Source organism: Acetobacter pasteurianus (assembly GCF_009914215.2).
GTDB lineage: Bacteria > Pseudomonadota > Alphaproteobacteria > Acetobacterales > Acetobacteraceae > Acetobacter > Acetobacter pasteurianus.
The window spans coordinates 2,623,665-2,647,663 of sequence record NZ_CP039846.2; the positions used below are offsets into that span (position 1 = coordinate 2,623,665).

General features: G+C 51.5%; 15 protein-coding genes. 7 read left to right on the forward strand and 8 right to left on the reverse strand.

Going from position 1 to position 23,999, the window contains the following annotated elements:
* Positions 1 to 44: 44 nt before the first annotated feature.
* The 3 genes from FCN51_RS25580 to arfB form a co-directional block, all read right to left on the reverse strand.
* On the reverse strand, positions 45 to 8,603 hold the full coding sequence (locus tag FCN51_RS25580) for a GH36-type glycosyl hydrolase domain-containing protein (protein WP_310256843.1): 8,559 nt from the start codon (positions 8,601 to 8,603) through the stop codon (positions 45 to 47).
* A 51-nt stretch (positions 8,604 to 8,654) separates the two neighbouring features.
* Positions 8,655 to 8,870, reverse strand: coding sequence for a hypothetical protein (locus tag FCN51_RS25585; RefSeq protein WP_310256845.1), 216 nt, complete (start codon positions 8,868 to 8,870; stop codon positions 8,655 to 8,657).
* Positions 8,871 to 9,111: 241 nt separating this feature from the next.
* Positions 9,112 to 9,552: an alternative ribosome rescue aminoacyl-tRNA hydrolase ArfB gene (arfB, locus tag FCN51_RS25590; RefSeq protein WP_012812954.1), complete on the reverse strand. Its 441-nt coding sequence runs from the start codon at positions 9,550 to 9,552 to the stop codon at positions 9,112 to 9,114.
* 161 nt (positions 9,553 to 9,713) lie between these two features.
* Between arfB and katE the strand changes: the two genes are divergently transcribed.
* Positions 9,714 to 11,849 (forward strand): catalase, encoded by a 2,136-nt coding sequence (gene katE, locus FCN51_RS25595; protein WP_310256847.1) that lies wholly within the window; start codon positions 9,714 to 9,716, stop codon positions 11,847 to 11,849.
* Between the two features lie 60 nt (positions 11,850 to 11,909).
* On the opposite strand, the gene FCN51_RS25600 is transcribed toward katE, so the two are convergent.
* Complete coding sequence (locus FCN51_RS25600) at positions 11,910 to 12,266, reverse strand: winged helix-turn-helix transcriptional regulator (RefSeq protein WP_310256850.1); 357 nt, start codon at positions 12,264 to 12,266, stop codon at positions 11,910 to 11,912.
* A 113-nt stretch (positions 12,267 to 12,379) separates the two neighbouring features.
* Between FCN51_RS25600 and FCN51_RS25605 the strand changes: the two genes are divergently transcribed.
* Both FCN51_RS25605 and FCN51_RS25610 read left to right on the forward strand, forming a co-directional pair.
* Positions 12,380 to 13,516 carry an alkene reductase gene (locus tag FCN51_RS25605; protein WP_310256853.1) on the forward strand — a complete coding sequence of 379 codons (1,137 nt, stop codon included), beginning with the start codon at positions 12,380 to 12,382 and terminating at the stop codon, positions 13,514 to 13,516.
* Entirely contained in the window at positions 13,513 to 14,883 is a 1,371-nt protein-coding gene (locus FCN51_RS25610; RefSeq protein WP_310256858.1) for an NAD-dependent succinate-semialdehyde dehydrogenase, read from the forward strand. Before FCN51_RS25605 ends, FCN51_RS25610 begins: the two co-directional genes overlap by 4 nt.
* Positions 14,884 to 14,954: 71 nt before the next feature.
* Here the strand turns inward: FCN51_RS25610 and nhaA are convergent, their stop codons facing one another.
* Both nhaA and FCN51_RS25620 read right to left on the reverse strand, forming a co-directional pair.
* Entirely contained in the window at positions 14,955 to 16,187 is a 1,233-nt protein-coding gene (nhaA, locus tag FCN51_RS25615; protein WP_310256861.1) for a Na+/H+ antiporter NhaA, read from the reverse strand.
* A gap of 100 nt (positions 16,188 to 16,287) precedes the next feature.
* A complete protein-coding gene (locus FCN51_RS25620) occupies positions 16,288 to 17,472 on the reverse strand; it encodes a lipase family protein (protein ID WP_310256863.1) in 1,185 nt (394 codons plus the stop codon).
* Between the two features lie 136 nt (positions 17,473 to 17,608).
* Between FCN51_RS25620 and FCN51_RS25625 the strand changes: the two genes are divergently transcribed.
* From FCN51_RS25625 to shc, 3 genes are all read left to right on the forward strand, one after another.
* Positions 17,609 to 18,190 carry a TetR/AcrR family transcriptional regulator gene (locus FCN51_RS25625; protein ID WP_310256866.1) on the forward strand — a complete coding sequence of 194 codons (582 nt, stop codon included), beginning with the start codon at positions 17,609 to 17,611 and terminating at the stop codon, positions 18,188 to 18,190.
* A 170-nt stretch (positions 18,191 to 18,360) separates the two neighbouring features.
* Positions 18,361 to 18,915: a TetR/AcrR family transcriptional regulator gene (locus tag FCN51_RS25630; RefSeq protein WP_003624473.1), complete on the forward strand. Its 555-nt coding sequence runs from the start codon at positions 18,361 to 18,363 to the stop codon at positions 18,913 to 18,915.
* Positions 18,916 to 18,970: 55 nt separating this feature from the next.
* Entirely contained in the window at positions 18,971 to 21,133 is a 2,163-nt protein-coding gene (shc, locus tag FCN51_RS25635; RefSeq protein ID WP_310256875.1) for a squalene--hopene cyclase, read from the forward strand.
* 76 nt (positions 21,134 to 21,209) lie between these two features.
* On the opposite strand, the gene FCN51_RS25640 is transcribed toward shc, so the two are convergent.
* Both FCN51_RS25640 and FCN51_RS25645 read right to left on the reverse strand, forming a co-directional pair.
* Positions 21,210 to 21,908, reverse strand: a complete 699-nt coding sequence (locus FCN51_RS25640; protein ID WP_185332840.1) for a hypothetical protein — start codon at positions 21,906 to 21,908, stop codon at positions 21,210 to 21,212.
* 28 nt (positions 21,909 to 21,936) lie between these two features.
* Complete coding sequence (locus FCN51_RS25645; RefSeq protein WP_310256881.1) at positions 21,937 to 23,034, reverse strand: YeiH family protein; 1,098 nt, start codon at positions 23,032 to 23,034, stop codon at positions 21,937 to 21,939.
* Between the two features lie 54 nt (positions 23,035 to 23,088).
* On the opposite strand from FCN51_RS25645, the gene FCN51_RS25650 reads away from it, so the two are divergent.
* Entirely contained in the window at positions 23,089 to 23,988 is a 900-nt protein-coding gene (locus FCN51_RS25650; protein ID WP_310256884.1) for a LysR family transcriptional regulator, read from the forward strand.
* Positions 23,989 to 23,999: the final 11 nt, after the last annotated feature.

Here is a 23,999-nt window from a genome sequence, read left to right on the forward strand (position 1 = left end):
ATGAACGGGAAGAAATTGGTATTCGTTCTATGTTTAGCAGATATTCATGAGCCAAGGATCACTTCTACTTTATGTAAAAGCCCATCATCTTGCATGTTCACTTCATGCATCATGTAACTTTGCACGCCATCTACGGTAATCTTTCTGACACCACGGCAAACATGATCCGGATTTTTCACCAGAATACTGTAACGCGCTGTTTTCCATTGCAATGTTACCTCAAATTCCGGCCAATGCTGTGGAATGCACGGGTCTATTAAAAGCTTATCAGCATGAATGCGCACGCCAAGAATGGTTTCGGTACCCACCCGTTGCATCCAACCGGCAGACCCGGTGTACCAAGACCACCCACCACGCCCAACATGCGGGGCTTCGGAATACACATCGGCGGCAATAACGTAGGGTTCCAGCTTGTAACGGGCCGCCTGTTCCGGTGTCTGGCTATGAGTAATGGGGTTGAGCATATGGAACAACGTTTGGGCCAAATTACCATCACCCAAGGCCGCTATGGCCATAACCGTCCATAAAGCTGCGTGGGTGTACTGTCCGCCATTTTCACGTATGCCGGGTGGGTACCCACGGATATAGCCGGGGTCTGGCATGGCTTTATCAAATGGTGGCGTAAGCACCAGAATAAGCCCATCCTGCTGCCGCACCAACCGATGGATGGCAGAGCGCATGGCATGGTTGGCCCGTTCCGGCATGGCTGCCCCAGACAGTACAGACCATGATTGGGAAATGGCATCTATCTGACATTCCGGCATGGTGTGGGAGCCAAGAGGCGTGCCATCATCAAAATACGCCCGCAGGTACCAATCTCCATCCCATGTGTGTTCCAGCGCTTTGGCCAGTTTGCGGGTATGCTGTTGCCATTTATCTGCCCGCATATCTTCATTACGGGCACGAGCGATGGGGATAAATATCTCCAGCGTGGTGTAGAGGAACCAACCAAGCCACACGCTTTCTCCACGGCCCTGTTCCCCCACACGGTTCATGCCATCGTTCCAGTCCCCCGTGCCCATAAGGGGAAGGCCATGCACACCCACGGCAAGGCTCCGATCAAGCGCGCGGGCACAATGTTCAAAAAGCGTCGCGCTTTCGGCCGAGTGTGCGGGAACCATGAAGTTATCGTGCTCGGTTATGGGCAGCGGAGGGGCTTCCAGAAAACCGATATTTTCATCCAGAACAGCAAGGTCACCCGTTGTGGTGACATAGTGTGCCACTGTGTAACCAAGCCATGTGCAGTCATCCGAAATATGGGTGCGCACGCCTGCACCAGTTTGAGGCAGCCACCAATGCTGCACATCACCTTCCACAAACTGGCGGGAAGCCGCGCGAACAAGATGCTCCCGCACTAAAGCGGGGCAGGAGGCTGCAAGGGCCATGCCATCCTGCAACTGATCCCTGAACCCATAAGCCCCACTGGCCTGATAAAAACCTGCACGGGCACGCACACGGCTGGAAAGTGTTTGGTACAACAGCCAGCCATTCAGCATAATGTCCATGCTGCGATCTGGTGTTTTAACCTGAATGGACCCACAAATATGCTGCCATTGCTGTTTGACCTCGTCCAGAACGGTATCCAGATCAACCGTCCGGTAATGGGCAATCATCTGCCTGGCTTCAGCCTCGTTTTCTGCTTCTCCTAGCAGGAAAACAATTTCCACCCGTCCATCTGCTGGCAGGGTAACTATGGTTTGCAAAACACCGCATGGATCAAGCCCGGCACCGGTGCTTCCTTGCACAGTATCTGCCAAGGTAAGAGCATACGGGCTATCCAGTGTGCCATTTCTACCTACAAAGGACGTGCGATCTCCCGAACTGGCTGTGACGTAACCGCCAATATCGGCAAAGGCAACGCGACCACCATAAACGGCACTCCACCGATTGTGGGCAAATAGCGCCCCTGTGGCATCATCTATTTCCGTTGTAATGAAAGACGCTGTTTTGGCGCGCGCTGTGCCAAGCACCCATTCAACATATCCGGTAAGAGAAAGTGTGCGAGCTTGGCCAGAAAGATTATGCAGTTGCAGACGGGAAATCTTGATGGGGTCTTTTACCGGCGTATATTGCAACAGCGTGCTGCCTATACCGTGCGCAATACGGTCATATTGCGTATAGCCGTGCCCGTGGTGGCTAACGTAGGTTGCATCCACATCGCGGCGAATAGCTGCTGTGGGGCTCCATAATACCTTTGTATCTTCATCCCGCAGGTAGAAAATTTCGCCCGGCTGATTGCTGACTGGATCATTCGACCACGGGGTTATCTGGTGTTCACGGCTATTTAGTGCCCATGTGTAGCCGCTTCCTTCGGCAGAAGCCTGAAAACCCGCAGTATCATTGGCAATCACGTTAATCCATGGGGCCGGGGTTGTGTGGCCGGGTGGCAGCACAACCACATATTCCTGTCCGTTATGAGCAAATCCACCATGCCCATTAAAAAATTCAAGTTCGGGAATATCAGGCACCTTGAAAACACTGGGCGCGAACACATGCGGCGTTTGAAACAGAACAGATTTTGGGGCCATTGCCACATCGGCCTGATCAAGCTGTTCTGCCAAACCCTTATCTGCCGTAAGAACAACACGGGCTGCCGCCAGTAACAGGTTCTTAACTGGAGCGGATATCAGATCAGCCCGTAAAATGCAGATAGAGCCAGCCACGGTTGCCATTCTGGGCATAGAGCGAACAAGGTTTTCAAGAGTGTTCTGTAAATCCTGCAGATAGGACGATGGGTGTTCATTTATCAGCACCAGATCCACAGCAACCTGCTTAAGCCGCAAGTATTCATGCGCCAGCAGTACCTGCCGGACAATATCTGTATCTGGCGTATCCTTTACGCGCAAAACAACCAGGGGCAGATCACCAGAAATACCTTGTTCCCATAGCGTTGGCTGGGCGGCCATACCTTGCATGATAACTGCGGATGGTGCCCGTAAAGCCGCATTGGCAAACAGAATATGGCCTGCCAGACGCTGGAACAGATCGGCTTCTGCCGGGGTAATATCAAAATGCCGGAACTGAATTTGCGCCTGTGTCCAGGCCAGTGTGCGTGCACGATCCAACGCAGTATCATCCTGATGCACTTCAATCAGCCGTTCCAGCTCCTGACGGGATGAAGCAACCATTGTCCAGAACGTGATCCGCGCTGTAGCTCCGGGCTTGATGCTGACACGGCTGCGCATGGCAAAGCAAGGGTCTAGCACTGTGCCTGTTTGCCCAGAAAGTTGTGTTTTGCCCGCCAGTGCTGCAGGAAACCGGGCTGTATGGCCGCGCCCAATAAACTGCGCACGGTTTGTTTCCACCATAATGGGGGTGGAACACACAGCCACATGTGCGGCCCAGATTTCAGGCTCATTAGGGGTGCGCCGCCTGCGGGTTGCTATAAGGGCTTTGGCTTCTGGCAGGTAATCTGTTTCTACAAACAGTTTGGTAAAAGCCGGATGCGCAAGATCTGAATCTGGTGCAAGCAAAGCCAGTTCTGCATAAGATGTAATATCTATTTCAACACTATCATAGCCACCATTAAAAACACTCAGGTAGCGCACATCGGCATCATCCTCCGCAGAAACCATGACTTCGACTGTTGTGGTCAGAGAGCCATCGCGGCGTGTGAACTCTGCGCGATCTTCATGGAAAACACTTACGTAATCATCCGGTTCTTCCCCACAGGGTTGGATGCCGGCAGACCAGACTTTCCCGGTCTTTACGTTTTTCAGATAAAGATATGATCCAAAATTATCCAGCGTTGGATCTTCCCGCCAGCGCGTAACAGCCAATCCCTGCCACATGGTATAGCCAGCCCCCGCAGCCGTGAGCATAACTGTATAACGGCCATTGGAAAGAAGATGCGTAACAGGAGCGAGCGTATAATCCGTACCGTAGTAGCGGCCAGATGTCGCTTGCGGCAATTCCGAGCGCGGAAGAGGGTATTCTTCTATTGGCAGGGGGTGGGCTACCGCACCTGTGCGGGGTGCGCGTTCCTGCAACAGCAGTTCGGCCGAGGCTATGACAGGGTCATCATGAAAGCGTTTTCTCATGATGCCATCCAGAACGGCGTCTGCCACGGAAAGAATGGACATGCCCTGATGGTGCGCCATGTAAGCCTGCACAATGGCCATTTCCTGCCCATCCGGCACGCGTTCTGGGGTGTAATCCAGAGCTTCGTAAAAACCGTATCGACCATGTGCGCCTGTTTTTTCCAGAACAGACAAATTGGCCACAGCTTTTTGCGGATCAACCATAGAGGCCAGCAAGGTGGCATAGGGCGCCACCACTCTATCCTGCCCAAGGCCACGTTTTAACCCTAGCCCCGGAATACCAAAGTTGGAGTATTGATAGGTGTAATCTACATCCCGCACATTATAGGCGGATTCCGAAATCCCCCATGGAATATTGTGAGATTGCCCATAAGCAATCTGGCGCTGCACAATAAGCGCGTTGGTTTGCTGGAGCAGGCTGCCTATAGGCGCACGCATCACCAGAGAAGGCATAAGATATTCAAACATTGAGCCAGACCACGATACCAGTGCGGCGCCACTGCCAGCAGAGGTTAGGGCACGCCCCAAGCGGAACCAGTCCCGTGCGGGAATGTCTCCTTTTGCGATGGCAAAAAAGACCGCCAACCGGGATTCAGAGGCTAGCAGATCATAACAATTACTATCTGGGGTATCTTCGGTAACAACAAACCCGATAGAGAGAAGTTTGCGTGCAGGATCTCGCAAAAAGGCAAAATCCATGCCGTATGCAAGCAAGGTAGCTTTGGTCTGTAGTGCTTTCAGCCGGGCTTCAAAAGTTGCGCTTTGTACATGATCCAAATCACGCAGATGGCTTTCAATCGCCTTTAATGGCGCCAGAGACCAGAAAAGCGGGTCTGACACTGCCTGTTCTTCTGCCCCATTGGTTTCTGCATAAAGATGAACTGCGTGTTCTGCTATGGTTTGTGCCTGTTTCTGTAACAACAGCAAACTGGCCTCTGTTTTTACTTCAGAAGCACTCAGAACAGAGGTTTTTAACCGCGCGAGTGATCGGATCAAAACTTTTTGCTGTTTTGTGTTCTGCAACCGTTCACCATTACGGAAAGTAAGATCTGTAATGGCAAGGGTAATGGCATCTGCTATACCTTCACGCCACATAGAGGGTTGGGCTGTATTTTTAATCCACTCCCGGCAAGCGCGTGCCAGAGCAACAAGGTGGCCCGCAAAATTACCGCTATCTACGGTGGAAACATATAAAGGCGCTAGCGGCTCCAAATCAGCCGTGCTGTACCAGTTATACAAATGCCCTTTATATTTTTCCAATTCATCTAGTGTTTTGAAAGTATTTTCAAGCCGTTCTATTGTATCAGCCAGACCATTCCAGCCAAAATCATAGGCACTGACCGTGCATAAAAGATAAAGCCCTATATTGGTGGGAGATGTACGTCTGGCGATAACGGGAGAGGGCACTTCCTGAAAATTGTCTGGCGGAAGCATGTGATCATCCGCGGTGACAAATTCTTCAAAAAAGCGCCACGTATTGCGGGCAGTCAGACGCAAAGTGCGAATATCTGTGCGGGAAGGACGGGATTGAGCCGTTAAAACTGCAACCCGGCTTGTCCATAACCCAATAGCAGGAGAAAACGCCCATAGAACAGCCAGTGGGCCAATAAAAATCAGGTTTCCCACATCCTGCATGGTCACCTGTATGACAAGAATGACCGCAATAAGTGGGGCAGAAAGCATTTTCAGGTAATATTGCAGCAAGCCAGACTGCAAAAGATCTGCCGTTTGCGCCGCGGGCACCCACTGCAACAAATATCGCCGTGTTACAAAAACTCGCCCAAGAGTGCGAATAATTGCATCACCCAATAGGCAGGCCTGATGCACCAGAAACGTGATGTTAAGTGCCGTCATAATAACGGCATTGGAAATGGATGCCCCCAACACATTAAAATAGCTGCGAAAACTAATCCATTCCCGGCGTGGCGCAATATCGGGAATAACAGGCAGAAAAGCGGGCAGAGCCATAATCAGAAGGATAAACAGTGTCCAGATACCAGCGTTTTCTGGCAACAAAATCCAACTGATAATCAGCGCCAACAAAGTAAAGGGCGCACATAGGGTGCGGCGGAGGTTATCCACCATTTTCCAACGCGCAATTCCGGATAAGCTGTTGCGTGGGGAAGGGGTGCGAAATATGCCAGAAACAATCCAGGGAAGCAGTTGCCAGTCTCCCCGTGTCCAGCGATGGAGCCTTTGGGCCGCAACCAGGTAATCTGTCGGAAATTCCTCTATCACCTCAATGTCAGAAACCAATCCGGCGCGTGCAAAAATACCTTCAAACAGATCATGGCTTAAAAGCGTTGCTTCTGGCACACGCCCGGCCAAGGCAGCTTCAAACGCATCAATTTCGTAAATGCCTTTGCCCGCGTAAGATCCCTCTCCAAACATATCCTGATAAAGATCTGATATTGCAGAGGAATAGGCATCTATCCCGCTAGATGCAGAGAAAATACGCTGGAACAAAGTGCTCTGATGCCCGATAGGCAAAGAGGGCGTAACACGAGGTTGCAGAACAGCATAACCCTGCTGCACACGCCCGGTTGTTGCATTAAATTGCGGTGCATTAAGAGGATGCGCCAGTTTGCCCACCAGTTTTTTGACTGTTTCAAGGGGCAAGCGTGTATCGGCATCCAGTGTGACGATATATTTTACAGCTTGGGGAATATTCTGGCTGCATTCAGCCAGAAAAGTGGTGTCTGTTGCGCCGCGCAATAGGCGGTTCAACTCATGCAGCTTTCCCCGTTTGCGCTCCCACCCCATCCATACGCCTTCACTCTCGCTCCAAACCCTGTGGCGGTGCAGAAGGAGAAACCTGTTGCCATCCGGCACAGACCCGTATTTTTCGTTAAGATGATGAATACCGGCAGAAGCTAACTGAAAAAGTGTATCATCTTCTGGGGCAGAGGCCTCTGAATGATCAGACCAATCTGTTAAAAGCGCAAAATAAACACCGCTATCATGAGTGGCCAGATAGTGGATTTCTAACCGAGATAAAAGCTCATCCACCGTTTTTACGTTGGTAAGTAGGGCAGGAATAACCACCATTGTGCGCAGTTTTACCGGAATACCGCCTAAAAGCTCCAACCCCGGCAATGCCGTTACCTTGGTAACACGCAAAGCCAGCCAGTTAATGCACGCAACGGCGGCCTCCAATGCGGGGGCAAGTGCCAACGCAGCTACCAACAGAACCCATGGAAACCATGCGTTTTCCTGAAAGGAAAGCCACACAGGCCCCGCCACAAAGATGAGTGCCAGTATAAAAACAACCACGGCATAGCCTGTAATGCCACTTTGGCAAAATGCTTGTGCCAGTTTTCTGGAAAGGCTGGGACGAAAACCTATGGAAGCTTCCAGAATGGAACGACCTTCCATCACCAGATAATAACCGGGATCACTCTTGCGCTGGTCAAACCCACTGGAAGAAGCTGCGTCTTGCGCTAAAAAAACAGCCTTCTTGGCAATCTCAATTTCATCAACGGTACTACCATAAGCCAAATCCTCAATAGCTTTGCGGTAAAGGTCTCGGCTGGCAAAATCGGCAGATGTAAAACTTGCATATTCTGCAAATACTGTATCCACCAAGCACACTTGCTCGAAAGTTTCTGTCCAATCAGATTCTGCAATATGCCGCAAACTGGTAATGATATTTCGAATAGTTGCGTTAAAAGCACCCTGCGTCTGTAAATATTCCTGAATGCCTTGCTCGATATTTGTTTTTTTGTCTGCCAGACGCTGCTCCAACCATATAAGCACGGGGTCTTTTTCTGGATCTATTCCTCTTGAACGATGCGCAAGCTGCGCCGTAAACGCAGGTGTAATTATACGTGGGTCTATTTGAGATAATATGGTAGACAATTTAGGCGCATCGTTCTTGCGGGCCGCTGCAAGTTGATCAGCCAAAATATCCGCCGCCTGTTGGCTTGCGTGGCTATCTATAATGGCGCTTACAATACGGCGCAGGTTTTCTATTAAAACAATGCGCAAGGTAATGGGAACAGCCCAAAGCTCACCTATCGTAAGTGGTGTAACCGTTTGGTAAGCAAGCAGAAACCGCCGTAAAAAATCAGGCTGAAGATAGCTGTCTGTATGCGCAACAAAAGCCCATGTAATGCCAAAAACGCGCGGCAAACCAACAAAAGGGCCATTCGCAAGCTTGGGCAGGCGCGTGTAATACCCACTTGGCAGATCCAGACTGGTTTCTCTAATCTGCATATCAATAAGGGCATAGTTATCTGCCAGCCACTGAGCTGCTGGCGGTAATAATCGGCCCCTTTGGCTGGCCTTGGTCACTGTTTCATTGGCTGCTGCAAGCACTGCGGCATTTTCTGCCAACCTGCGCTTGAGGGGCTGCCCACGCCGATTATGCCTTGCGGGCACAATGGCCTGTGCTACGGCCAAGCTTCTGGCATGCGCCTCCAGACGTTCAATGCCAAAAATTTCGCTTTTTATGGGGAAATGATCATCCTGTATGTTAACGGGACCATGACTCCCAAACAAACCGCGTAAAAATGAACGACTGGCACTTTTGGGGCCGGTATCTGATGGGTGTTCTGTACGCATGCACCAACTCCCTCATAAGGGCCATACAAAGCTGAATGCGGCCTTTATTTGTTATTTCCGAAACAGACTTTTTCTTGTTCTTAGAGCGGTCGAAAGCGCTTTTTCTTCTAACAACGTTTTATTTTTCACCATTTTATTTTGTGATTTTTTGTTTTCTGGCAAAGAATCTTCACCAACTGCTTTGTCATCAGCCACATTCTGCCCCACCTTCTTTTCTGTTTTTGAAACATCAGAAGAAGCCTGATTTTTTACAAAAGGGGTGCGCATTTTCGTTCTCCATCCAAGAGAAACCAGCCGCAAACATTTCGATTGTGCTTTAAGTAGATTTCAAGAAAGGCAATAAAGCACTCGGACAAATAGAATATTCTTCTAATCGCCAAGTATTCAGCCGTCATTCAACGCTGGAACGGGGTAAACGTTCCTGAGCGGATTATCTCTTAAAAGAAGAAACCAAAAATAATTTTCAAAGGAACACAGTAAGCCATTCCTATTGGCTTATTTGGCAATATCAATCATCAAGCCGCACTGTGCGCCCTTGTTTAATACGTGCGCGATGTGCTTTTCCCTGCAACCGCCGTTGGCGCGCAGCGCGGCTAGGTCGCGTAGCAACACGAAAAGCCGGGCGGTGTGCAGCTTCACGTATCAAGGCAGCCAGACGCTCTATTGCATCCTCACGGTTGCGCTGCTGCGTGCGAAAACGTCGTGCTGTAATAACAATAACACCGTCACGCGTGGCACGACTGCCTGCAAGTTCCAGCAAGCGTGCACGCACCCGATCTGGCAAGGAAGAAGAATGCGCTGCATCGAACCGTAATTGAGCAGCCGTGGCAACCTTGTTGACATTCTGCCCCCCTGGACCAGATGCCAAAATATAAGAGACCTCCAGTTCGGAATCGGCCAAAGAAATATTGGGAAGGATAGAAATTGCCATAAGCCCGACATAACACATTTTGTGTTGTGATGCTTGTGCAGCCAAAATCTGCCATTGGAACCATTTTGCCCCCCACACGTAAGAACTAGAATACGGGGAGCGACGAAACCTTAGAGACGCAAGATTTAAGACATGTAAAGGGACGACGCTCCCGCCGAAACACTGGCGAGGAGAAGATCATGGTTGTCAAAAAAAACACGCCCAGCAAAGCTGCCAAAAACGGTTTAAAGGCAAATAAAGATAAAATTGAACCAAGCTATACCGAGCAACAGGGAAATGGGGGAGAAACACACCAGCAGGCTGGCGGTGATGTTGCAACACTTACCTCTGCTCAGGGTATTCCCGTAGCGGATGATCAGAACACGCTGCGTTACGGTGCACGCGGCCCGGCGTTGATGGAGGATTTCCATTTCCGGGAAAAGATTTTCCATTTTGACCACGAACGTATTCCCGAACGTGTTGTGCACGCCCGTGGCTATGGTGCCCATGGTTATTTTGAACTGACAGACAGCCTGCAAGACGTAACGCGCGCAGCTATTTTTCAGAACGTAGGAGAGCGCACGCCTGCTTTTGTACGGTTTTCCACGGTAGCGGGATCTAAAGGCTCGTTCGATGTTGCGCGCGATGTCCGTGGATTTGCCGTTAAACTCTATACCAAGGAAGGTAACTGGGATCTGGTTGGCAACAATATCCCGGTATTCTTCATTCAGGATGCCATCAAGTTTCCTGATATGGTGCACTCCGTAAAACCAGCGCCAGACCGCGATTTTCCGCAGGCTCAATCTGCGCATGATAACTTCTGGGATTTCATTTCACTCACCCCGGAAAGCTTTCATATGATCATGTGGGTGATGTCAGACCGGGGTATCCCACGCTCCTTCCGTTTTATGGAGGGGTTTGGGGTGCATACATTCCGTTTTCTGGACAGCAATGACCGTTCAACCTTTGTGAAGTTTCATTGGAAGCCCAAGCAGGGCCTGCAGTCTGTTGTCTGGAATGAAGCGGTCAAGATCAATGGGGCAGACCCTGATTTTCATCGGCGAGATCTCTGGAGCGCAATTTCCAGCGGGGACTTTCCCGAATGGGAACTGGGCGTGCAGCTTTTTGACGAAGAATTTGCCGAAAAATTCGATTTCGATGTGCTGGACCCCACCAAACTTATTCCTGAAGAACTGGTGCCCGTAAGAATAGTGGGCCGTCTGGTGCTGGACCGCGTTGTTGATAACTTTTTTGCCGAAACAGAGCAGGTTGCGTTCTGCACCCAGAACGTGCCGCCAGGCATTGATTTCTCAAACGATCCACTGCTTCAGGGCCGAAATTTCTCATATCTGGATACACAGGTAAAACGGCTTGGTAGCCCCAATTTTACGCATATCCCCATCAATGCTCCCAAATGCCCCATGGCGCATTTTCAGCAGGATGGGCATATGGCCATGCACAACCCGGTAGGCCGCGCCAATTACGAGCCGAACAGTTGGGGGGCAGCAGGTGGCCCGCGTGAAAACCCAAAACAGGGCTTCCGCAGTTTTGCAAGCGAGGAAACAGGCCCCAAGCGGCGCCTACGGCCCGAAAGTTTTTCCGACCACTACAGCCAGGCGCGACAGTTTTACATCAGCCAGACGCCCATTGAGCAGAAGCATATTGCAGATGGCATTACGTTTGAACTGAGCAAGGTAGAACGGCCCGATATTCGCTCCCGCGTTGTCTCCCATCTGCTGCATATTGATGAGGATCTGGCAACAACGGTAGCTGATGGTCTGGGCTTGCCATTGCCTGATCCCGCAGAAACAACTCAGCCTACGCGTACTGATCTGCCAGCGTCTGATGCGCTCAGCATCCTCAAAAATGGGCCAAAAACATTTGCAGGCCGAAAAATGGGTATTCTGGCAACAGATGGCGTGGATGCAGACCTTTTTGTTGCGCTTATTGCTGCTCTTCAGGCAGAAAAAGCCAATTATGAAGTGGTGGCCCCCAAAATTGGCGGCATTACACTTTCAGATGGTACCAAGGTGGCTGCGCAGCAGAAGATAGATGGAGGCCCATCGGTATTATACGATGCCGTAGCCATTCTGGCTTCCAAGGAAGGTACAAAAGTTCTGGCCAGCAATCCTGCGGCCAAGGATTTCCTTACAGACGCCTTCACGCACTGCAAATTTATTGGGTATTCGGCAGAGGCCTGCACGTTGTTCAAAAAGGCGGGTTTGGCTGACGATGTGGATAAAGGCTGCATCAAGCTTGGTAGCAAAAACGATGCCAATGCATTTGTAAAAACCTGCGGCGCACTTCGCTTCTGGCAGCGTGAAAAGCTGGATTGAAATTAAAGCCCCTCTCACGCTCGTTTAGATAACGTGGGTGAGGGGGCTTTCACTCACCACCTATTCTTTTTTCTGCTTCAGGCTATGGGCGTATTTATCGCCCCATTCCTTGAGTGCATGGATGACCGGCTTGAGGGTTTTGCCTAGGTCGGTCAGTTCATATTCCACCCGTGGTGGCACTTCGGGAAAAACCGTGCGGGAAATCAGGCCATCAGCTTCCAGTTCTCGCAACTGGTTCGTCAGCATACGCTGCGTCACATTTGGCATACGCCTACGGAATTCGCTAAAGCGCAGCACGCCATCTTCAAACAGATGATACAGAATAAGCGCCTTCCATTTGCCCCCAAACAACTCCAGCGTGGCTTCTACGGTGCAGCCGGAGCTGCATGTTAGCGTGGTGTGGCGAATACGGGGCATGGTATCATTCCTGACACTATAGGCGGTTTATGTGCGTTCTTGCGCCTTAAACCTAATAGGCCAATGTTTACGAGCAGACCAGAGACTATTCCTGCTTCTGAACAAGGCTGATCATGACTTCAATTTCTCTTTTTGACCCCATAACACTGGGTGATCTGCCCCTAGAAAACCGGATTTTTCTGCCGCCGTTAACCCGCTGCCGCAGCACCCAGCCGGGTGATATCCCCAATGCGCTTATGGCAGAATACTATGCCCAGCGTACGCAGGCAGGTTTTTTGCTTACCGAAGGCACACAAATAGAACCACGCGGGCAGGGCTATGCCTGGACACCCGGCATTTACTCCCCTGAACAGATTGCGGGCTGGAAACTGGTAACAGATGCCGTGCACGCCAAAAAGCGCCCCATTTTTGCGCAGCTTTGGCATGTTGGTCGTGTTTCGCACCATCTTTTGCAACCCAATCACCAACCACCTATTGCACCATCTGCTGTAGCCGCAACGGGTGTGAATGTTTTTATCCCAACCGGCCCGGGCACCGGAAAACTGGTGCCGCCCGATACCCCTCGTGCATTAACCATTCCCGAAATTCACGAACTAGTAGAGCTTTATGCGCAGGCGGCCAGAAACGCTCTGCAAGCCGGATTTGATGGCGTAGAAATTCACGCTGCCAATGGGTATCTGGTCAACCAGTTTATTTCCGAACGCGCCAATTTTCGCACAGATGCCTATGGCGGTTCGCTCTCCAACCGGCTGAGATTTTTGCGTGAAGTGGTAGAGGCTGTTTCTGCCGTGGTTTCTCCTGAAAGGCTGGGCGTCAGGTTTTCTCCACTGTTCAGTACAACCAAGGAAGAACGCGTTTATCTCGGCTTGTTGGAAAGCAATCCGGCAGAAACCTACACCCAAGCGGTACGTGTTTTGGCCGATGCAGGCATTGCATATCTCTCCCTGGCAGAAGCGGACTGGGATAACGCGCCAGACATGCCGGATTCATTCCGTGCTGCCGTGCGCGATATCTTTCCGGGCCGCATTTTGTGCGCGGGCCGTTACGATAAAGCCAAAGCAGACCACGTTTTGCAAAATGGCTGGGCAGACATGATCGGGTTTGGCCGCAAATTCATCGCCAACCCGGATTTACCGGCACGTTTGCAGCACGGATGGCCCCTTAACGCCCTAGACCCCACAACCATGTATGGCGGCAGCGCGCACGGATACACCGATTACCCTTTTTATAATCAGGATGAGAAAAAATGATTACGTATCAGACAATTAACCCCACCACCGAAAGTGTTGAACGCACGTTTGAACTGCATACCCCTGAACAGATGCAGGCGATCATAGACAGGGCGGACCATATCTGGCGCACAGATTGGAAAAAACGCAGCATTGCCGAGCGTAAAATCATTATGTCAAAGGCGGCTGATCTGCTGCGTAAGGACCGGCAAGCCCATGCGCGCCTGATTGCCACGGAAATGGGCAAAGCACTGCCAGATGCGCTGGAAGAAATTGATATCACGGCAGATATTCTTTCCTTCTACGCCAATGGGGCAGAGGAGTTTCTGGCTCCCACGCCGCTCAAGGTAAAAGATGGCAGCGCAAAAATAATCAATCAGCCACTAGGGGTTATTTATTGCATCGAGCCTTGGAACTTTCCCTATTACCAACTGGCACGGGTAGCAGGCCCCAACCTGATGGCGGGCAATGTGGTGATCGCCAAACATGCCCCCAACGTGCCGCAATGCGCCTTGGCGTTTGAAAAACTGTTTCATGATGCCGGAGCGCCAGCTGGCGTTTATACCAATATTTTCCTAAGCAATGATCAATCTGCCGAGCTGATCAAGGATGTCCGTATTCGTGGTGTGGCGCTTACTGGTAGTGAACGGGCAGGGCAGGCCGTAGCGGCAGAAGCTGGAGCCGCACTTAAGAAGGACACGATGGAACTTGGCGGCAGTGATGCCTTTATTGTGCTGGATGATGCCGATCTGGAACTTGCCATCAAATGGGCTACATGGGGCCGCTTTGCCAATAACGGACAAGTATGCACTGCGGCCAAACGCATGATTGTGCATGAAAAAATTTATGATGCATTTCTGGATGGGTTGAAAAAGGCCATCACCCAATTCCGTATCGGGGACCCATTGGCAGAAGGCACTACACATGGTCCCATGAGCAGCAAACGCGCGCTGGATCTGGTGCTGGAACAAATTGATGAAGCTGTAAAAGCCGGCGCAACACTGGTTGCTGGTGGCAAGCGGATAAACCGTAAAGGGTTCTTTATGGAACCCACAATTCTGACCAATGTGAAAAAAGATAACCCTGTTTTTTATCAGGAAATCTTTGGCCCGGTTGCGGTTGTTCATAAGGTTTCATCTGAACAGGAAGCCGTTGATCTGGCAAATGACTCACCATATGGCCTTGGTGGTTCCGTATTCTCGCGCGATATCGGGCGGGCAGAAAAGGTGGCCGAGCAGGTTGAAACCGGTATGATGTTTATTAATACAGCCACCGCTGCTGCACCCGAACTGCCATTTGGGGGCATTAAAAATTCTGGCTTTGGCCGGGAGCTTTCTTTCCTCGGGATTGAGGAATTCATTAACCGCAAGCTTATTCGTATAGGGTAAAAACTTACAGTTCTGCTTTGTGTCTGCCCTTAACAAACTATGCAGACACAAAGCAAACTAGCACGCCAACCTTATTTGCTGCTCATAGTCGCAAGGTTGGCAGAACACTGGCTTGGTTGTTCGACAGGCAAGCAGCGCAGCCAACTCCATCCGGCCAATGCTGCAACAACAGATCCCGCAAATATCCCCAGTTTTGCAGATACAATTGTGTCTGCATCTTTGAATGCCAGACCGGCAATAAACAGACTGATGGTAAAGCCAATACCGCACAGCAAAGAAAGCCCGAAAAGCATTTTTATTGATGTTGCGGCTGGAGCAGACGCTATGCGTAGTTGGAACGACAATATGGTTGCTCCAAACACACCCACGGGCTTTCCTATAATCAACCCCAGCATGATGCCCAGAGGAACGGGAGCAAGAACTGCATCCATATGCATACCAGCAAGAGAAACCCCAACATTCATAAAGCCAAATAGGGGCAGCACCAGCCATGTTACGAAAGGCGTTAACGCGGATGATACTTTTTCAAGCGGCGTCATCTGTTCTGTATCTGTTGCAGGTGGTTGAGCTGGCAGGCAAAGGCCAGTAATCACCCCGGCAAGCGTTGGGTGCAGGCCGGAAGATAAAAGCATGCCCCAAAGCAGCAGGCATCCGGCAGAATAAATCCACAAAGATCTGCATCCCAACCAGTTTGCAGCAATCATGCCCACGGTTACACACAGCACGCCAGCCAGTGCAGGCCAGTAAAGGGCAGAACCGTAAAACAGGGCAATAACAACAATGCCCAACACATCATCAAAAATGGCAAGGGCCATAAGCCATGCCCGCGCCCCGGCAGAAACACGCGCCCCCAGCGCCATAATAACGGGCAATGTAAATGCGGCATCGGTGGCCACAGGAATGGCCCATCCATGAACCGCTTCTGCATGCTTGTACGTTACCAGAAGATAGGTAAGCGCTGGCACAGCCATACCACCCAATGCGCCAATCAATGGCAAGGCAATCTGACGCATGGATGAAAGATGGCCCGAAACCATCTCTTTCTTGATTTCCAGAATAATCAGCAGGAAAAAAAGCGTCATCAACCCATCAGATACCCATGCCTCAAGCGTATCTGGCGTGTGCGGTCCTAAAATAGAAAGCCGCATGGGTGTTGTAATCAGGGCTTCGTAACTACCACACCAAGCCGAGTTTGCCAGAGCAAACCCCGTAAGTGAGGCCAGAAGCAGGGCTGTTGCACCTCCTGCCGGAGACTGCAAAAAACGATGGATGCGATAAACGCACGCAGCAGGGGTATCTGTCATGCGTGAATATTGAAGGCGTTATATACCCCGCACAAGGGAGGAAAAACGTAAAGCCGCCGCTTTCCCTCCCGCAATCAAGCCTGAATATGTGTAAGTGCTTTTATTCCGGCGTTGGGGTGCACTGAGGCGTAACAGTTTGCCCGTTCATGACGGCCTGCGTGAAAGAAGCTGAATCCGGTAATGAGGCATTTACCGTCTGATCATGGTTCAGACCTTTATAAACATGCGCCTGCACAACTGTGCCAGCAGCACAGGCGGCCTTTACCAACCCGTACTGAAGCGGCGGAGGCACATCCTTATCAAGCTCTCCGGTGCCCATAAACAGCGGTTGAGCCAGATGCATGGTGGGGTATTGCATTGCCTGTAAAGCCGGAGCCAGATTTTTTGCAAAATCGGGCTTAAGAGAGTTGCTGAAATTCAGGCCATCCTCCTTCACCTTATCTGTCAGTTCATACACACACAAATTGGCTGCGGCACGGTAGGCTGGCATGGCTTTTGCCGTAAAAACACTTTCCGGCTTAAAGGCCGTATCGTAACCAGAAAGCCCCTGTGCCAGATAAAGCGCATAAACAATAACGGGGTTATATGGCGCATTGTCCGGCGCAGTTGCCATCTGCTTGAGCAGTTCCGGCGTAATATAAGGCGCACCCGTGGCCACCGTGCCCCGAATATTCAGTTCTGGCGCATAGATTGGGGCAAAAGCAGCCGAAGCAAAAGCAGCCCCACCACCTTGAGACTGCCCGACAATCATGATCTTGTTCTGCAAATCGGGCACCGAGGCCAAAGCTGCCTTCACGCCGTCCAGCAGGCTATAGGCTTCCACTCGCGTGTTCAGATACGGGTGAGTGCCGGGGGTGCCTAAGCCCTGATAATCCGTGCCCACTACGGCAAAGCCACGCTTCATCCATTCAGAAAGATAACGCTTGTTCCGTGCGCTCCACGGGTTGTTAGAGGGTGCGCAGCGGTCTGCAACGCCTACCGTGCCATGTGCCCAGGCAACAATAGGCCACCCACCAGCAGGCGGCTTACCTGTGGGCAGAATCACTTCAGCCGTAACCGGCACAAGCCCTTTGCCTGTAATGCCATTGGTGGAAAGGTACGTAATGCGCAGGGAACGCCCAGCATCTGGCAACGTAAAAGCATCTGGTAAGGATTGAGACGATGTCAGCGTACCAGCCGTGCCGGAAGGAGAGGCTGTTGCTGCAATGGCGCCAGAACTCACCCCCATCAGGCAAAAACCAGCAACCAGACGAGAAACATGATAAACAGAGGGGAGAAAACGCAAGAGGGATCCTTCCTCAGGCTATTGGTCTTGTGTTTGACCGCCCGACAAGTTGAAACTTAACAATGTTAAGAATGGAACATGGGGATAGAATGTCAAGTGTTCTGATGGTCATCGTGAATATTCTGGAAAATATGTAATGGCCCAGCCTGTTCAGCCTAAAAAATCCTATCATCATGGAGACTTGCGTGCCGCTCTGTTGCGTTCCGCACGCACCATTCTGGAGGAGCAGGGCATTGCTGCGCTGGGGCTTCGGGCCATTACGCGCCATACGGGTGTTTCACAAACCGCAGCAATTCCGCATTTTGGAAATCTCACAGGCCTGCTCAGCGCACTGGCAACCATTGGGTATGAAGAACTGGCCGCAACGCTTACGCCGCTGCTTGATAAAGGGCCATACGCTGTAGGCGTAGCCTATGTGCAGTTTGCCATGCAGCATCCCGGCCTGTTTACACTTATGTTCCGCAGCGATGTGATTGATAGGAAAAACCCGCATCTGGATGCCGCCGCAGCCAAAACATCTGCCATGCTCACACAATTGGTGGGAGAGCTGAAAGGCCAGCATTCTGCCCATACACGTGCCGGTGCGCGCGCAGCCTTGTGGGCCAAGGTGCATGGCTTGGCTGTATTGGCCATAGACGGCCTTTTGGAAGCCTTGCTGACGCGAGAAGGTGAGAAGATGACACTGAACGCCCTTATTGAAGATGCGCTAAGGCCGTAAGAAGGGAAAATTATTTTTTATTATCATGCTATTATGTAAATTTTCTTACTTGTATCTAGCTGCTTTCTGCCATTCTAAAAATGCATCCGTGTATTCCAATAATATGGTTGCACAATCATCGCTCTCATTTTAATTCCATCCGGACGGATTGAAATAATAGAGGACGGTGCATGGGCCGCCGCAGAACCATTGATCGGGAGAGCGTTCTGGACAGCGCAGAGCTGCTTGTTCAGAAGGGCGGCGCAACCGCTTTAACGCTTGATGCCGTGGCCAAAGCCGCAGGAATTACCAAAGGTGGCCTGCAATACTGCTTTGGCAACAAGGATGACCTGATTACCGCCATGATTGATCGCTGGATAGCAGCTTTTGATCTGGAAATAGAAAAACATGCGGGGCCCAAGGCATCACTGGCAGAGCGGGCGCGCGCCTATGTTCTGGCATGCCGCCAGATAGATGCCGCTACGCAAGCCAGAATGGTAGGCATGCTGATTACCCTGCTGCAATCCCCCAAATACCTCAATCGGATACGAGAATGGTACGCCGGATGGTTTGGGGATTGTAACGTCACCGCAGAAGATGCGCGGCAGGCGCGTACGGCAATTTTTGCAGCCGAAGGGGCTTTCCTTCTCAGAAGCTTCGGCTTTATCGCTATGGATCAGTCTGGATGGGATTCAGTGTTTACAGATTGCCTGCGGCTTATTACGCCCCAAGCAGAAACACCATGATCTTTAAAACAGGAACCAATGAGTCTTTCATGATATTTCGCGCAGGTATAACACAATGAATATGGCAAGCCGTTTTTCATTAAAGAAGATTTTGCGTTCCGGTTCAGACACACAGGGAACAAACGTTAACACCCTTATTCAGTCTGGAACCTCGGATATTGTGCGTCAAAAACCTGCTCCACAGGTTCCGGCAGATCTGTCAGCCCTGAAAGCAATGGGGAACAGCCTGACACACACACTGTCTTCCGCCTGTGAATGGCTGATGAAGCAGCAGAAGCCCGATGGCCATTGGGTCGGTTCTGTTGGGTCCAATGCCTCCATGGAAGCTGAATGGTGTTTGGCTCTGTGGTTCCTGGGGCTGGAAGATCATCCCCTGCGCCCGCGCTTGGGCAAGGCTCTGCTTGAAATGCAGCGGCCCGATGGCTCCTGGGGCACATATTATGGTGCTGGCAGCGGTGATATCAACGCGACTGTGGAATCTTATGCCGCTCTCAGATCTTTGGGCTACGCAGAAGATGACCCGGCCGTTAGCAAAGCTGCTGCATGGATTATCAGCAAAGGCGGCCTAAAGAACGTACGTGTATTTACCCGCTACTGGCTGGCCCTGATTGGGGAATGGCCGTGGGAGAAAACACCTAATCTTCCGCCAGAAATTATCTGGTTCCCCGATAATTTTGTTTTTTCCATTTACAATTTTGCACAATGGGCCCGCGCCACCATGATGCCGCTGGCTATTTTGTCTGCGCGCCGTCCATCCCGTCCGCTGCGTCCGCAAGATCGGCTGGATGCCCTTTTCCCGGGTGGCCGTGCGAACTTTGATTATGAACTGCCCACCAAAGAGGGCAGGGATGTTATTGCTGACTTCTTCCGTCTGGCAGATAAAGGCCTGCATTGGCTGCAGTCTTCTTTCCTCAAGCGTGCGCCTTCGCGGGAAGCTGCCATTAAATACGTGCTGGAATGGATTATCTGGCATCAGGATGCAGATGGTGGCTGGGGCGGCATTCAGCCGCCATGGGTGTACGGGCTGATGGCTCTGCACGGTGAGGGCTATCAATTCCACCACCCCGTTATGGCAAAGGCATTGGATGCGCTAAACGATCCGGGTTGGCGGCATGATAAAGGTGATGCCAGCTGGATTCAGGCCACAAACAGCCCGGTATGGGACACCATGCTGTCCCTCATGGCGCTGCATGATGCTAATGCCGAAGAACGCTTTACGCCAGAAATGGATAAGGCACTGGACTGGCTGCTTTCCCGCCAAGTGCGCGTGAAAGGGGATTGGTCTGTTAAACTCCCCAATACAGAACCCGGTGGCTGGGCGTTTGAATACGCCAATGACAGATACCCAGATACAGATGATACCGCCGTTGCGCTGATTGCCATTGCATCTTGCCGCAACCGGCCAGAGTGGCAAGCAAAAGGCGTAGAAGAAGCCATCGGCCGTGGTGTGCGGTGGCTGGTAGCCATGCAAAGTTCCTGCGGTGGCTGGGGCGCTTTTGATAAGGACAACAACAAGAGCATTCTTGCCAAAATTCCGTTCTGCGATTTTGGGGAAGCGCTTGATCCGCCATCGGTGGACGTTACGGCGCACGTTCTGGAAGCTTTTGGCCTGTTGGGCTTGCCGCGTGATCTGCCCTGTATCCAGCGTGGGCTGGCTTACATTCGTAAGGAGCAAGACCCAACAGGGCCTTGGTTTGGCCGCTGGGGCGTAAATTACCTGTATGGCACCGGGGCTGTTCTACCCGCTCTGGCTGCCTTGGGTGAGGACATGACACAGCCTTACATCTCCAAGGCTTGTGACTGGCTTATTAACTGCCAGCAGGAAAATGGCGGTTGGGGTGAAAGCTGTGCGTCCTACATGGAAGTCTCTTCCATTGGCCATGGCGCCACCACGCCATCTCAAACGGCTTGGGCCCTTATGGGGCTTATAGCAGCCAACCGTCCGCAGGATTATGAGGCCATAGCCAAAGGCTGCCGCTACCTGATTGACTTGCAGGAAGAAGACGGAAGCTGGAATGAAGAAGAGTTCACCGGTACGGGCTTCCCCGGCTACGGTGTGGGCCAGACCATCAAGCTGGATGACCCGGCCATTTCAAAGCGTCTGATGCAGGGGGCCGAGCTCTCACGCGCCTTCATGCTGCGCTATGATCTCTACCGCCAGCTTTTCCCGATTATCGCACTCAGCCGTGCGTCCCGTTTACTCAAACCCGGAAACTAACTTACGATAAGGATGCAGAGGGAAACTTCTGCATCCTTTATAATTGAGGCATTACGTCATCTGGCGTGGCAGTATTTTAATGCCCGGAAGGGGTGATTGAGTCCTGATTATCCGCAGTATGGCTGCCGGTCATGGCCATATCACCACCACCCTGCATACCGCCACCTCCACCATTGCCACCCCCGCCGCCACCGGCTTTTTCTGCTCCGCCATCTTTCCCTTTACCGCCAGAAGCCTGCACACGGGTTGGGCCTTGTATGGGAATACTCAGATCAGACGGAATAGGGGCAAGATCCAGCGCCTGCCTTACAAAATTACGCAAGGATACAACCAGATCATGCGTATGCACCCGCTGGCCTGCCACCAGTTCGCGCGCTGCATGTTCTGCTAAACGTACATGTTCTTCCGTACCCAAAAGAATGATATCGGATAGCGCAGCCTCTACAGCATCACGAATACGACGTGCCCGGTCGGATGCATTGGCGTCTTCCAATATGGACGTGGTTGTTGGGGCATCCGTATCCGCCATAACACGGAAATCTCGCTTATGCCTTGGGTCTACTGCCAGATCTCCGGTAAAAGAGCCCCCCAATGTGCGGTAAGCTGCAATCAATGTGCGCAAACGCTCATTAATCTGGCGGTTCATACGCTCCCGCCGCTGCTGGATCAGCACCATCATCAAAAGTCTGATGCCCACACCAATCAAGGTAATGAGCGAGAGCCCAATCATGGTGAACAGAAAGCTGTGCCATGAACTAAAGTCTAGATTACGCAATATGGGCTCCCAATGCTGATGGCTTTGCCTAGAACATGACCTTAAGCAGTAGCATACTGGCACAAATCAGCCCGAGCAGAGAAAACCCTTCCGTAAGAAGCAGTGGACGACCTGCGCGAAAAACCGAACGTATGTCTATGCACAAACCCAACGCAGCCATGGCCAGAATGGTTAAAAAATTGGCTGTAAAGCTTAAAGGCGCGATAAGTTCATGCGGAATAACGTTCATGGAACGCGCAATCATCATGATGATAAAGCCAACAATATACCAAGGCACCATCTGCGGCGCACGATGCGCGTGCTGAACTTTCCCTCGGTTTAAGCGGGCATAAAGTATGGACAATACAATACAGACTGGCCCCAACATCAACACACGCATCAGCTTAACCAGCATGCCAATATGTCCGGCGTTTCCGCCAAAAGCCGAGGCCGCAGCCGCAACCTGAGGCACAGCATAAACCGTTAGCCCGGCAAGGGCCCCGCCAGTGCGGCTATCCAGCGGCAGAAAGGGGGCCACAAGCGGTAAGCCTACAACCAGTATCAGGCCACCCGCTGCCGTAAAGGCAATTGTTGCACCAATATCTTCATCTTTGGCATGAATGGTAGGGGCCGCTGCCATAATGGCCGAATTCCCGCAAATGGAATTCCCGCAAGCCACCAGCAGAGTTTGGGGCAAAGGCAGGCCCATCATGCAGCCAATGCAACTGGTAAATATCAGGCTAAACGCAACCAGCCCCATAACGCCGACCAAAAGCCACGGCCCAGTAGAAAAAGCCGCATCAATGCTAAAAGAAGCCCCAAGCAGCACAATCCCTATATTCAAAAGCGTTTTCGAACATGTTCGGATACCCGGCTGCCACAGATGGTCTGGCTTATGCACAGCCCGCACCACAACACCTGCAATAAGCGCCAGATTGAGCATTTCCAGCCAGATTTTCCCGCACAGAAATTCTTCAATCTGCTGGCAAAAATAGGCAATGCCCGTAATACCCAAGCACAATAAAATACCGGGAAAATTATGGCTGATAACATCCAATATACGTTGTTTGAATAATGGCTGCGCCTGAGATGTGGTGAGCATGGCAATGTCCCTTTCTTTGCAAAACATAAGGGCAAGCCATTTCATCACTCCAACTCATTATTCTGTTTATTCCAATCGGAAATCATGATTGATTGAAGTATGAAATCAGGCATGACACTGGAACAACTTCGCTTCTTTATTGCTGTTGCTGAGCGCGAGCACGTTACAGCGGCCAGCAAGGCTCTACATGTTACGCAATCCGCCGTATCCGCTGCCATTGCCACGCTGGAAGAACAGCATGCGGTCAAGCTGTTTCATCGTGTGGGGCGCGGTATTTGCCTTACAGAGGCAGGCCACCTGTTTTTACCTGAGGCACGCGCAGTTCTGGCGCAGGCTGAAGCCGCCGAGAACATGCTGGAAGCTTTTAGCGGGCTGAAGCAGGGCACATTACGCGTTGTTGCCAGCCAGACTATTGCTGCCTATTGGCTGCCAGCACTTTTGGTGAAATTCTGCCAGCAATATCCGCAAATTGTTATGGATATTGCCATCAGCAACACAGAAGAAGCAGCACACCGCGTTAAAAACGGTGAAGTTGATCTGGGTATTGTGGAAGGGCAGGTGGATGATCCCGCCTTGGCGCAATGGCCCGTTGCAACAGATAGCCTGAGCATTGTGCAAGCCGATGCGCATGTGCCTGACACTATAGATGCCACATGGCTACGATCTGCCAAATGGGTCATGCGTGAACCGGGTTCTGGCACCCGTACCACACTGGAACACGCTTTGCGGCAGCACGGCATAGACCCGGCAGAATTGAATGTAACGCTTGTGCTGCCTTCCAACGAGAGTGTGCGCACGGCCATTGAGGCAGGGGCAGGTATTGGTGCCCTTTCTGCTTTAGTGATTGCACCCGCCGTACAGGCGGGTACGTTGCATGCCGTGCCCCAAGCTTTGGGAACACGCTTCTTCTACGGCTTGCGGCATAAGGAGCGTTATCGCAGCCCGGCAGCAGAAGCTCTGTTGGAGTTAATTGCCCAATCCAGCAAAGTGCAGACCTAAAAGCGCAGCAA

Excerpts from the sequence above, each read along its gene's own strand:
- FCN51_RS25580 (WP_310256843.1), bottom strand. The coding sequence starts at position 8,603 with ATGCGTACAGAACACCCATCAGATACCGGCCCCAAAAGTGCCAGTCGT.
- FCN51_RS25585 (WP_310256845.1), bottom strand. The coding sequence starts at position 8,870 with ATGCGCACCCCTTTTGTAAAAAATCAGGCTTCTTCTGATGTTTCAAAA.
- arfB (WP_012812954.1), bottom strand. The coding sequence starts at position 9,552 with ATGTGTTATGTCGGGCTTATGGCAATTTCTATCCTTCCCAATATTTCT.
- katE (WP_310256847.1), top strand. The coding sequence starts at position 9,714 with ATGGTTGTCAAAAAAAACACGCCCAGCAAAGCTGCCAAAAACGGTTTA.
- FCN51_RS25600 (WP_310256850.1), bottom strand. The coding sequence starts at position 12,266 with ATGCCCCGTATTCGCCACACCACGCTAACATGCAGCTCCGGCTGCACC.
- FCN51_RS25605 (WP_310256853.1), top strand. The coding sequence starts at position 12,380 with ATGACTTCAATTTCTCTTTTTGACCCCATAACACTGGGTGATCTGCCC.
- FCN51_RS25610 (WP_310256858.1), top strand. The coding sequence starts at position 13,513 with ATGATTACGTATCAGACAATTAACCCCACCACCGAAAGTGTTGAACGC.
- nhaA (WP_310256861.1), bottom strand. The coding sequence starts at position 16,187 with ATGACAGATACCCCTGCTGCGTGCGTTTATCGCATCCATCGTTTTTTG.
- FCN51_RS25625 (WP_310256866.1), top strand. The coding sequence starts at position 17,609 with ATGGCCCAGCCTGTTCAGCCTAAAAAATCCTATCATCATGGAGACTTG.
- FCN51_RS25630 (WP_003624473.1), top strand. The coding sequence starts at position 18,361 with ATGGGCCGCCGCAGAACCATTGATCGGGAGAGCGTTCTGGACAGCGCA.
- shc (WP_310256875.1), top strand. The coding sequence starts at position 18,971 with ATGAATATGGCAAGCCGTTTTTCATTAAAGAAGATTTTGCGTTCCGGT.
- FCN51_RS25645 (WP_310256881.1), bottom strand. The coding sequence starts at position 23,034 with ATGAAATGGCTTGCCCTTATGTTTTGCAAAGAAAGGGACATTGCCATG.
- FCN51_RS25650 (WP_310256884.1), top strand. The coding sequence starts at position 23,089 with ATGAAATCAGGCATGACACTGGAACAACTTCGCTTCTTTATTGCTGTT.